The sequence below is a fragment of the Streptomyces sp. NPDC058221 genome (assembly GCF_042882365.1).
Taxonomy (GTDB): Bacteria; Actinomycetota; Actinomycetes; order Streptomycetales; family Streptomycetaceae; genus Streptomyces.
Genome location: NZ_JBHVWF010000098.1, coordinates 20898 through 31602, shown reverse-complemented (window position 1 = coordinate 31602; position 10705 = coordinate 20898). Strand labels below are relative to the sequence as shown.

At 71.0% G+C, this 10705-nt stretch carries 11 protein-coding genes; 6 read left to right on the top strand and 5 right to left on the bottom strand.

Going from position 1 to position 10705, the window contains the following annotated elements:
* Nucleotides 1-165: 165 nt before the first annotated feature.
* The 4 genes from ACFVW8_RS26780 to ACFVW8_RS26765 form a co-directional block, all read right to left on the bottom strand.
* A complete protein-coding gene (locus tag ACFVW8_RS26780; RefSeq protein ID WP_389694269.1) occupies nucleotides 166-540 on the bottom strand; it encodes a hypothetical protein in 375 nt (124 codons plus the stop codon).
* Nucleotides 541-614: 74 nt separating this feature from the next.
* Nucleotides 615-1085, bottom strand: a complete 471-nt coding sequence (locus ACFVW8_RS26775) for a roadblock/LC7 domain-containing protein (protein ID WP_389694267.1) — start codon at nucleotides 1083-1085, stop codon at nucleotides 615-617.
* Between the two features lie 38 nt (nucleotides 1086-1123).
* Nucleotides 1124-1924 (bottom strand): transcriptional regulator, encoded by an 801-nt coding sequence (locus ACFVW8_RS26770; RefSeq protein WP_389694265.1) that lies wholly within the window; start codon nucleotides 1922-1924, stop codon nucleotides 1124-1126.
* Nucleotides 1921-2343: a hypothetical protein gene (locus tag ACFVW8_RS26765; protein ID WP_389694263.1), complete on the bottom strand. Its 423-nt coding sequence runs from the start codon at nucleotides 2341-2343 to the stop codon at nucleotides 1921-1923. The genes ACFVW8_RS26770 and ACFVW8_RS26765 overlap by 4 nt, the downstream gene beginning before the upstream one ends.
* 233 nt (nucleotides 2344-2576) lie before the next feature.
* Here ACFVW8_RS26765 and hutU point away from each other — a divergent pair, with 233 nt between their 5' ends.
* The 4 genes from hutU (at nucleotide 2577) to hutI (ending at nucleotide 8126) form a co-directional block, all read left to right on the top strand.
* Entirely contained in the window at nucleotides 2577-4238 is a 1662-nt protein-coding gene (hutU, locus tag ACFVW8_RS26760) for a urocanate hydratase (RefSeq protein WP_389694261.1), read from the top strand.
* Nucleotides 4239-4276: 38 nt separating this feature from the next.
* On the top strand, nucleotides 4277-5491 hold the full coding sequence (locus ACFVW8_RS26755; RefSeq protein WP_389694277.1) for an allantoate amidohydrolase: 1215 nt from the start codon (nucleotides 4277-4279) through the stop codon (nucleotides 5489-5491).
* Nucleotides 5482-6867: a formimidoylglutamate deiminase gene (locus ACFVW8_RS26750; protein WP_389694259.1), complete on the top strand. Its 1386-nt coding sequence runs from the start codon at nucleotides 5482-5484 to the stop codon at nucleotides 6865-6867. The genes ACFVW8_RS26755 and ACFVW8_RS26750 overlap by 10 nt, the downstream gene beginning before the upstream one ends.
* A gap of 71 nt (nucleotides 6868-6938) precedes the next feature.
* Nucleotides 6939-8126 (top strand): imidazolonepropionase, encoded by a 1188-nt coding sequence (hutI, locus tag ACFVW8_RS26745; RefSeq protein ID WP_389694257.1) that lies wholly within the window; start codon nucleotides 6939-6941, stop codon nucleotides 8124-8126.
* Nucleotides 8127-8213: 87 nt separating this feature from the next.
* On the opposite strand, the gene ACFVW8_RS26740 is transcribed toward hutI, so the two are convergent.
* Complete coding sequence (locus ACFVW8_RS26740; RefSeq protein WP_389694275.1) at nucleotides 8214-9182, bottom strand: RNA polymerase sigma factor SigF; 969 nt, start codon at nucleotides 9180-9182, stop codon at nucleotides 8214-8216.
* Between the two features lie 283 nt (nucleotides 9183-9465).
* Between ACFVW8_RS26740 and ACFVW8_RS26735 the strand changes: the two genes are divergently transcribed.
* Together ACFVW8_RS26735 and ACFVW8_RS26730 are read left to right on the top strand one after the other, a co-directional pair.
* Nucleotides 9466-9834 (top strand): STAS domain-containing protein, encoded by a 369-nt coding sequence (locus ACFVW8_RS26735; RefSeq protein ID WP_389694255.1) that lies wholly within the window; start codon nucleotides 9466-9468, stop codon nucleotides 9832-9834.
* A gap of 228 nt (nucleotides 9835-10062) precedes the next feature.
* Nucleotides 10063-10602: an ATP-binding protein gene (locus ACFVW8_RS26730; RefSeq protein WP_389694253.1), complete on the top strand. Its 540-nt coding sequence runs from the start codon at nucleotides 10063-10065 to the stop codon at nucleotides 10600-10602.
* Nucleotides 10603-10705 lie beyond the last annotated feature (103 nt).

Here is a 10705-nt window from a genome sequence, read left to right as displayed (position 1 = left end):
AATGGCGTACGACCCGGCCCCCCTCTCGGACCCGGGTGAACACGCCATTTTTGAGGAGACGCCCCGGAGGGGCACCGCCCCCCACCCACCGCGCAGAGCGCACCCCCGCGGGGACACCCGCACCAGAGCCTGTCCGGCGATTGAGGACGGAACCGGTGAGCCCGGTCAGACCTCCAGCTCTGCCTCGATCTTCTTCAGCTGGTGGCGGGCCATGGCCAGGTTGGCGCGGCTGGAGTCCAGCACCAGGTAGAGGAACAGGCCGTTGTTGCCACGGGTCTTGAGCAGCCGGATCAGGTGGTACTGGGTGCCCAGGGTGATGAGGATGTCCTCGATCTCGTCCTGGATGCCCAGGTGTTCCATGGTGCGGAGCTTCGCGCGTACGACGTCGGTGTTGCCGGCCGCCGCGACCTCCAGGTTGAACTCCTTGCCGCCGCCGAGGGTGCCCAGCGCCATGCCGCTCGTGTAGTCGACGAGGGCGACACCGGTGGTCCCCTCGATGGACGTCATCGCTTCCTTCAGTGACGCTTCGGTGTTCGCCATGAGTGCTTGTTTCCTTTCCCTGACCGGCCGCGGCGGCCGGTTCCGTTTCCTGGGTCCGATGGCTGGGGGGTGGGTCATGTCGTGCGGTGGGGCAGCGGGCCGGGCTGCTGCGGTGCGCGGGGCACCGGCGTGCGCGTGCCGGGGGTGGGCTGCGGGGTGCGTTCCAGTGAGGCGTCGACGAGTTGGCCGATCCTGGTGCCGGCCCGGCGGCCCTCCAGATGGAGCCTGCCGACGTTGATCCGGTCCTCGGCCAGCAGCGTCAGTACGGCGGACGAGCCCGCGGCGTAGGCCGCGATGTAGCCCGTCTCACCCCGTACGAGCAGCTCGCGGAAGCCGCCGCGGCCGGTCGCGTCCGTCATCCGGATCGCGACGCCGAGCGCGGCCGCGGTCAGTGCGGCGACCCCTTCGGCCTCCACTCCCGGGGTGTCGTGGGCGAGGACGAGTCCGTCTGTGCTGGCCGCCAGGGCGCCGGCGAGGAGCGGCACCCGCGCCCGCAGCCGCTGGAGTTCGACCAGGACATCCTGGACTTCGGCCTCGGGCACCATCAGCTGTCTCCTCCCGGCACGCTGTCTGAGCGCGCGTATCACAGGGCCTCCAATGCGTCTCGGAGCCGGCGCAACAGAGCGACGTCGGGGTCCGCCGTGACCTCGGGCAGTGCGATCCGGGCGGTTGCCGACGCGGCCGGGCCGGCCGGCTGACGGACCGCTTCGACCAGCCCGGACGCGGCCAGCCGCCGCAGGTCGACCAGGGTGTGGAACGCCGATCTGCCCAGCTCCTGGGCGATGTCCGTCGCGGTACGCACCCCGTCCACGCGCTCCAGTACGCGCCGCTGGCGCGGCGGCACGGGGGAGTCGACCGGGTGGCCTGTCCGTACGAGCGGGGCGCTGTCCGTCAGTGCCTCGGGCCAGATCCGGTCCAGCAGCTCCCGGCGCCGGAGCGTCTCGCGCTGCACGGCATCGACGGGTACGGGACGGACCGGGCCGATCCAGTGGGCGACGCCGTACCGGAAACGGGCCGGGGTCCGGGTCGGGGCCAGGGCGAAGAACGCCGCGTCGTACAACGCGCCCAGATGGCACAGCTCCAGCGCACCGCCCGCCACCCGCCCGCTGTCCACGAGATACCGGCCGACCCGCTGCCCGGCACCCGCCTGGGCCACCGCGTCCCACCAGCCGTCGCGGTGCAGCGCGCCGCCCCGGGTGAGCAGGATGTCGATACCGGGCGTGGCCGGGCTCTCGGCGTGCACGACCTGGCCGTCGGCGAGGTAGAGGGTGCCCCGGTCGCGCATCAGGGCGCCGGTGGCCCGTTCGGCGGCGAGGCGCTGGAGCATGGGCGAGAGCGCGGTGGCGGGGGAAGGGGCGGGCGCGGTGGCGGGGGCGGGTGTCATGCCAGGACCAGCCGCTCGGCCGTCTCGCCCAGCCGTATCCGGGCCAGGGCCAGATTGCCCTCCGCCCGGTCCAGCCACAGGTGGAGGAAGACACTGCTGTCGAAGGCCGTCTCGACGAACCTGAGGATGTGGTACCCGGCCCGGGTGGTGACGATGACGTCCTCGACCGGCGGCCGGGTCCCCGTAACACCCTTGTCGCCGGGGGCGGTCGGCCCGTCCGGTAAGCCGAGGGCGAAGGCGGGCTGCTCGGCCGCCATCCGTGCCACCTCGGCCGTCTCGGCGGCGGTGGCTTCGTGGTCGCCGTTGGGAGAGTCCCCGATGGTGCCGAGGGCGAGGCCGCTCGTCCAGTCGACGACGGCGGCGCCACGGGCGCCGGGCAGTCTCATGACGTCGAGCAGGCATGCGTCAATTCCGGGCACGCGGACTCCCCTCCGACATTGCGTGCGGCTGTGACCCCGAGGTTACGCAACGTGCTCACGCCTGGTGGAGGTTCTGGCATTTTCCATAGGTACATGCAGGTGGCCGGTGGAAAATGCCCTGCCGCACACCGGACGGAGGTCCTCCGGACATCGGCCGGGCGGTCCTGTTGACTGGGGGTATTCAGTCGATCAGGATGTGAATAGAAAATTTACAGTCGCGAGGAGGCATTGCCATGTCAGGACCCCGCCCCGTACGAGCACCGCGCGGTACCGAACTGAGCGCTCTGGGCTGGCAGCAGGAAGCCGCGCTGCGGATGCTGCAGAACAACCTGGACCCCGAGGTCGCCGAGCACCCCGACAAGCTCGTCGTCTACGGCGGCACGGGCAAGGCCGCCCGCGACTGGCGCTCGTTCGACGCGATGGTGCGTACGCTGCGCACGCTCAAGCAGGACGAGACGATGCTCGTCCAGTCCGGGCGGCCGGTCGGTGTCATGCAGACGCACGAGTGGGCCCCGCGGGTCCTGATCGCCAACTCCAACCTGGTCGGCGACTGGGCGAACTGGGAGGAGTTCCGCCGCCTGGAGGCGCTGGGGCTCACCATGTACGGCCAGATGACGGCCGGATCGTGGATCTACATCGGCACCCAGGGCATCCTGCAGGGCACCTACGAGACGTTCGCCGCCGTCGCAGCGAAGAAGTTCGGCGGGACCCTGGCCGGGACGATCACCCTGACCGCCGGACTCGGCGGCATGGGCGGTGCCCAGCCGCTCGCCGTGACGATGAACGACGGCGTCGCGATCTGTATCGACTGCGACCCGCGCGCCATCGAGCGCCGTATCGAGCACCGCTTCCTGGACGTGAAGGCCGACAACCTGGAGCACGCGCTCCAGCTGGCCACCGAGGCGCGGGATGCCCGCAAGCCGCTCTCCATCGGCCTGCTCGGCAACGCGGCGGAGCTGCTGCCCCGGATGCTCGCCGAGGGCGCCCCGGTCGACATCGTCACCGACCAGACCAGCGCGCACGACCCCCTCGCCTATCTGCCGCTCGGCGTCGACTTCGACGACATGGCCGACTACGCGACCGAGAAGCCCGCGGACTTCACCCTGCGCGCCCGTGAGTCGATGGCCAGGCACGTCGAGGCGATGGTCGGCTTCATGGACGCCGGCGCCGAGGTCTTCGACTACGGCAACTCGATCCGGGGTGAGGCGCAACTGGCCGGCTACGGGCGGGCCTTCGACTTCCCCGGCTTCGTGCCCGCGTACATCAGGCCGCTCTTCTGCGAGGGCAAGGGCCCGTTCCGCTGGGCGGCCCTGTCCGGCGAGGCGTCCGACATCCACAAGACGGACAAGGCGCTGCTCGAACTCTTCCCGGAGAACGAGTCACTGCACCGCTGGATCAAGATGGCCAGCGAGCGCGTCCACTTCCAGGGGCTGCCCGCCCGTATCTGCTGGCTCGGCTACGGCGAGCGGGACCGGGCCGGTGAGCGGTTCAACGAGATGGTGGCCAGCGGTGAGCTGGCGGCGCCGCTCGCCATCGGACGCGACCACCTGGACTGCGGGTCGGTGGCCTCCCCGTACCGGGAGACCGAGGCCATGCTCGACGGTTCCGACGCGATCGCCGACTGGCCGCTGCTGAACGCGATGGTCAACGTGGCGTCGGGGGCGTCCTGGGTCTCCATCCACCACGGCGGCGGCGTGGGCATGGGGCGCTCCATCCACGCGGGCCAGGTGACGGTCGCCGACGGTACGGAGCTCGCGGGCGAGAAGATCCGGCGGGTGCTGACGAACGACCCCGGCATGGGAGTCATCCGGCACGTCGATGCCGGCTACGACATCGCGGAGTCGGTTGCCTCGGACAAGGGTGTGCGGGTGCCGATGGCGGAGGGCGAGGCGTGACGCTCCCGGTCGGCACCGCGCAGCCGTCGTTCCAGGCCATGTGGCGGGAGCTTGCTCCCATCGGGCGGCATCCGGACAGTGGCGGGTACCGACGGTATGCGTGGACGTCCGCCGACACCGAATGCCGGGAGTGGTTCCGGGAGCAGGCCGAGGGCCGTGGGCTGGCCGTCGAGGCCGACCGCAACGGCAATCAGTGGGCCTGGCTCGGCGATCCGCTGGCCGGGGACGCCGTCGTCACCGGGTCGCACCTCGACTCCGTGCCGGACGGCGGGGCCTTCGACGGGCCGCTCGGCGTCGTCTCCTCCTTCGCCGCGCTCGACGAACTCCGCAACAGAGGAGTGGAGTTCACCAGACCGCTGGCCATCACCAACTTCGGTGACGAGGAGGGCGCCCGCTTCGGCCTCGCCTGTGTCGGCTCCCGGCTCGCCGCCGGACAGCTGACCGTCGAGGCCGCGCACCGGCTGTGCGACGGGGACGGAGTCACGCTGCCGCAGGCCATGGCGGCGGCCGGATACGACCCCGAGGCCATCGGCCCGGACCCCGAACGGCTCGCCCGTATCGGCGCGTTCGTCGAACTCCACGTCGAGCAGGGGCGCGCCCTCGATCTCACCGGCGACCCCGTCGGCATCGCCTCGGCGATCTGGCCGCACGGACGCTGGCGGTTCGATTTCCGAGGCGAGGCCAACCACGCCGGCACCACCCGGCTCGCCGACCGGCGCGACCCGATGCTCAGCTACGCCGAGACCGTGCTCGCCGCCCGCCGCGAGGCGGAGCTGGCCGGCGGGCTCGCCACCTTCGGCAAGATCGCCGTCGAGCCGAACGGTGTCAACGCCATCCCCTCCCTCGTGCGCGGCTGGCTCGACTCCCGCGCCGCCGACCAGGACACCCTGGACACCGTCGTCACCGCGATCGAACGGGCCGCCAGGGACCACGCCGAACGGGCCGGGATCGACCTCGACGTCGTACGGGAGTCCTTCACGCCCGTCGTGGAGTTCCAGCACGCCCTGCGCGACGAACTGGGCACGATCCTCAAGGGTGCCGCCGGCCGCGGCAGCGCCTCCGCCGTCCCCGTGCTCGGCACCGGCGCGGGACACGATGCGGGTATTTTGTCCGCTTCGGTTCCTACCGCCATGCTGTTCGTCCGGAACCCCACCGGGATCTCGCACTCGCCGGCCGAACACGCCGCCGAGGACGACTGCGTGGCCGGGGTGACCGCACTCGCCGACGTACTGGAAGGTCTCGCGTGCCGCTGACAACGGAGCCGACGGACAAACCCGTCACCGTGACGTACTGGCTCTCCCAGGCCTGGCTCGGCACCCATGTCGAACCGGGCGTCGTCCTGGAGGTGTCCGACGGGCTGATCGCCGGGGTGCGCACCGGCGTCGACGCCCCGCCGCCCGGCGCCACGGTGCTGCGCGGGCTCACCCTGCCCGGTCTCGCCAACACCCACTCGCACGCCTTCCACCGGGCCCTGCGCTCCACCGTGCAAGTGGGCTCCGGAACCTTCTGGACCTGGCGCGAGATCATGTATCAGGTCGCGTCCCGGCTCACCCCCGAGACGTACTACGAACTGGCCCGCGCGGTGTACGCCGAGATGGCGCTGGCCGGGATCACCGCGGTCGGCGAATTCCACTATCTGCACCATGCGCCGGGCGGCACCCCGTACAGCGATCCGAACGCGATGGGCGCGGCCCTGATCGCGGCCGCGCGCGAGGCCGGCATCAGGATCACCCTGCTGGACACCGCCTATCTCGCCGCCGGATTCGGCCGCCGGCCCTCCCGGTACCAGCAGCCCGACCGGTACCAGCTGCGCTTCTCCGACACCACCGCCGACGCCTGGGCCGAGCGCGCCTCCCTCCTCAAGGGCGACGAAAACGCCCTGATCGGTGCCGCCGTCCACTCCGTGCGTGCCGTGCCCGCCGCCCAGCTCGGCACCGTCGCGGAATGGGCGCAGGAGAGGCAGGCGCCGCTCCATGTCCACCTCTCCGAACAGACCGCGGAGAACGAGGCCTGCCTTGCCACCCACGGCTGCACCCCCACCCGGCTCCTCGCCGACCACGGGGTGCTCGGCCCGCGCACCACCGGCGTCCACAACACCCACCTCACGAGCGAGGACATCGCGCTGATCGGCTCGACGGCCACCGGCACCTGCATGTGCCCGACCACCGAACGCGATCTCGCCGACGGCATCGGCCCCGCCGCCGCCCTCCAGAGCGCAGGCTCCCCGCTCTCGCTCGGCAGCGACAGCCATGCGGTGATCGACCTCTTCGAGGAGGCCCGCGCGATGGAGCTCAACGAGCGCCTGCGCACCCGGACCCGAGGCCACTGGACCGCGGCCGCGCTGCTGCGCGCCGCATCCGCCGACGGCCACGCGGCGCTCGGCCGGCCCGACGCGGGCGTCATCGAACCGGGCGCGCCCGCCGACCTGGTGACGGTGGCCCTGGACTCCGTCAGAACAGCGGGGCCGGTACCCCGGATGGCTGCCGAAACAGCCGTATTCGCCGCCTCCGCAGCTGATGTGCGCCATACGGTGGTCGCCGGACGGCACATCGTGCGCGACGGACATCACGCTCTGGTCGACGACGTCCCCGCAGCGCTCGCGAAGGCCATCTCGGCCCTGCAGCACTGAGCAGCGCGGCACCGGACCCTCCGCGGCCCCCACGCAAGGAAGCGCCCCCACGCAAGGAGAGCAGCCCCCCGATGACGACGACCGCCATCACCCACATCGCCGCACTGGTCACCAACGACCCCTCCCTCGGTGACAATTCCCCCCTCGGACTGATCCAGGACGCGGCCGTCGTCATCGAGGGCGACCGGATCGTCTGGACCGGTGAATCCAGCAAAGCACCCGCCACTGACAACGCCGTCGACGCGGCAGGCCGGGCCGTGATCCCGGGCTTCGTCGACTCCCACTCGCACCTGCTCTTCGCGGGCGACCGCACCCAGGAGTTCAACGCCCGGATGTCCGGCCGGGCCTACACGGCGGGCGGCATCCGCACCACCGTCGCCGCCACCCGCGCCGCCACCGACGAGGAGCTCGACGCCAACGTCGCCCGCTATCTCGCCGAGGCGCTGCGGCAGGGCACCACGACCTTCGAGACCAAGTCCGGCTACGGCCTCACCGTCGAGGACGAGGCCCGCGCCCTGCGTATCGCCGCCCGGCACACCGACGAGGTGACCTTCCTGGGCGCCCACATCGTCTCCCCGGACTACGCGGACGACCCGGCCGGATATGTCGATCTGGTCACCGGTCCGATGCTCGACGCCTGTGCCCCGTACGCCCGTTGGATCGACGTCTTCTGCGAGAGGGGTGCCTTCGACGGCGACCAGGCCCGTGCCGTCCTCACCGCGGGCCGGGCCAAGGGCCTGCACCCCCGGGTCCACGCCAACCAGCTCGGTCACGGCCCCGGCGTCCAGCTCGCCGTCGAACTCGACGCGGCCTCCGCCGACCACTGCACCCACCTCACCGACGCCGACATCGAGGCCCTGGCCCAGTCCGCCACCGTCGCCACGCTGCTGCCGGGCGCCGAGTTCTCCACCCGCGCGGCCTGGCCGGACGCCCGCCGCATCCTCGACGCGGGCGCCACCGTGGCGCTCTCCACGGACTGCAACCCCGGCTCCTCGTTCACGTCCTCCATGCCCTTCTGTGTCGCACTCGCCGTACGCGACATGGGCATGACCCCGGACGAGGCCCTCTGGTCCGCCACCGCCGGCGGCGCGGCGGCGCTGCGGCGCACCGACATCGGCCGTATCGCCCCCGGTGCCCGCGCCGACCTGGTGGTCCTCGACGCGCCCAGCCATGTCCACCTCGCCTACCGGCCCGGCGTGCCCCTGGTGCACGAGGTCTGGCGGCGGGGCGAACGCACGGGCCTGCGCAACGCCGGCTGATACGGCGTCGGACATGCGGAAGGACCTGCCCGTTGCGGGGCAGGTCCTTTGTCCGGCAGTCCTCGCAAGCGTGTTGCGGGTGCCCGCTCATTCCTCCAGCGTCAGGCCCTTGCGGAGCTTGACCAGCGTGCGGGAGAGCAGCCGGGAGACGTGCATCTGCGAGATGCCGAGCTCCTCGCCGATCTCCGACTGCGTCATGTTGGCGACGAACCGCAGCGAGAGGATCGTACGGTCGCGTCCGGGCAGCGAGGCGATCAGCGGCTTCAGGGACTCGACGTACTCGATGCCTTCGAGTCCGTGGTCCTCGTAGCCGATCCGGTCGGCCAGCGCGCCGTCGTTCTCGTCCTCCTCCGGCTTGGCGTCCAGCGAGCTCGCGGTGTACGCGTTGCTCGCGGCCATGCCTTCGACGACCTCTTCGTTGCTGATGCCCAGGCGGTCGGCGAGCTCGCCCACGGTGGGCGCTCGGTCCAGCTGCTGGGCGAGCTCGTCGCCCGCCTTGGCCAGGTCGAGCCGCAGCTCCTGCAGGCGGCGCGGTACGCGCACGGACCAGCTGGTGTCGCGGAAGAAGCGCTTGATCTCGCCGACGATGGTCGGCATCGCGAAGGTGGGGAACTCGACGCCGCGGCTGAGCTCGAAGCGGTCGATCGCCTTGATCAGGCCGATGGTGCCGACCTGGATGATGTCTTCCATCGGTTCGCTGCGGGAGCGGAACCGGGCGGCGGCGAACTTGACCAGGGCCATGTTCAGCTCGACGAGCGTGTTGCGTACGTAGGAGTACTCGTGGGTGCCCTCGTCGAGGGACTCCAGCCGGGCGAAGAGCGTCTTCGAGAGTGCCCTGGCGTCCAGCGGCCCCATTGCGGAGTAGGGCGGGATCTCGGGAAGGTCCGCGAGTCCGTCGGTGATGCCTTCGGTACTGCTGGTGTCACTGCCACTGCTGGTGATGCTGTTGCGCGTACCGTCCAGGACGGTCGCAGCAGGGGAGTCTGATTCGGTCAGTCCCTGAGGACATGCCGACGCCGCGTTGTGGGTACGCGGTTCGTCGAGCCGGGGTGACATGGTCTCCTCCATCGTTCTCGGCATATGGCTGCCGATGCCCATACGTGTTCCTGCGGTGAAGCGGCGCCTCCAAAGCCGGCCGTGTTTTGGGTGTCCCCCTACCCTTACCCGGTCCTTGCGGGTCGTTACAAGCTCCAATTGCCGCCATATGTCCGGTTTGTTGAGGTCTTCGGCTACCGCGTGGTGCACGGAACGCGTACTGTTTTAGGTACGTCAGCGAGAGCTGCAACTCATTTGCATGCATAGCTATGCAGACAGTGACGATCGGTTAAGAGGGACGGGCATGGACCGCGGGACGGTCGGCAGCGCGAACCGGGGGCGGCTTCAGGTCGAGGCCCGGACCGTGGGCCGCAGTGAGGTTGTGACGCCGGTGGGTGAGCTCGATCACCACACCGCCGATCTGCTGCGTGAACCGCTGGAGAACGCGGTCGAGCAAGGGCGTGCGCGCCTGGTGGTGGACTGCTCGCAACTCGAATTCTGTGATTCCACCGGGCTGAACGTGCTGCTCGGTGCCCGACTCAAGGCGGAGGCGGCCGGGGGAGGGGTCCATTTGGCCGGAATGCTGCCGGTGGTGGCGCGGGTCTTCGAGATCACCGGGGCCGAGGCGGTTTTCACGGTCCACGGCTCGCTCGAAGAGGCCCTGGACAGCTGATCGTGGCGCGTTTCACCGCCTCGGGAGCCCCATGTGTTGCCCGCGTCACGCGATCCGCGTAGGCGAAGTGGGTGTTGTCACGATTCGGCCGGGCAGGAGACACCCCGGCGAGCCCTCGGCGAGCTGCACGCTCCGTATCCGTCCGGTGCCTGTATCAGTGTCCGTATCTCTATTCGTATCTGTATCTGTTCAATGGCGACATTGGTGAATCGGTGAGGTGAAGCGCTGATGAGCACCACCCGGCAGCATCCGCCGGGCGACCTCGGCCGCGAGCCGGAGGGCGCAGGCGTGGGTGCACGTGCCGACGCGGACACCCGCGCGGACGCGGGCGCAGACGCTCCCCCCGCCGAGCCCGTCGAGCGGCAGTGGCGCACACTGTCGCTGCGGCAGGTCAGCGGCATCGTGCCGGCGGCCCGGGATTTCGCCCGCCAGGCGCTCCATGACTGGGGCTGGCTGCCCGCCTCGACCGCCGACCGCCGTGCGGCAGCCGAGGATGTCCTGCTGGTCGTCTCCGAGCTGGTCACCAATGCGTGCCTGCACGCGGACGGTCCCGACGAGCTCCGTATCGCAAGCACGCCGAAGGCGCTGCGGGTCGAGGTCGCCGACGCGGGTGCGGGACAGCCCGCACCGCGCACTCCGCACCGGGCCGGGCGGCCCGGCGGGCACGGCATGTTCATCGTGCAGCGGCTCTGCCTGGACTGGGGAGTCGTACGCGTGCCGGGTGAGCCCGGCAAGACCGTCTGGGCTGAGCTGGCCGCCCCGGCCTGACCCGGGCGAAGGGCCGGCGGCCCCTCCGCACGTTTCCCGCCCCGCCCCCGGGCCGTACCCCCGGGGTCTCATGCCCCCCTTGAAGAGCGCGCCGGATCGGCGC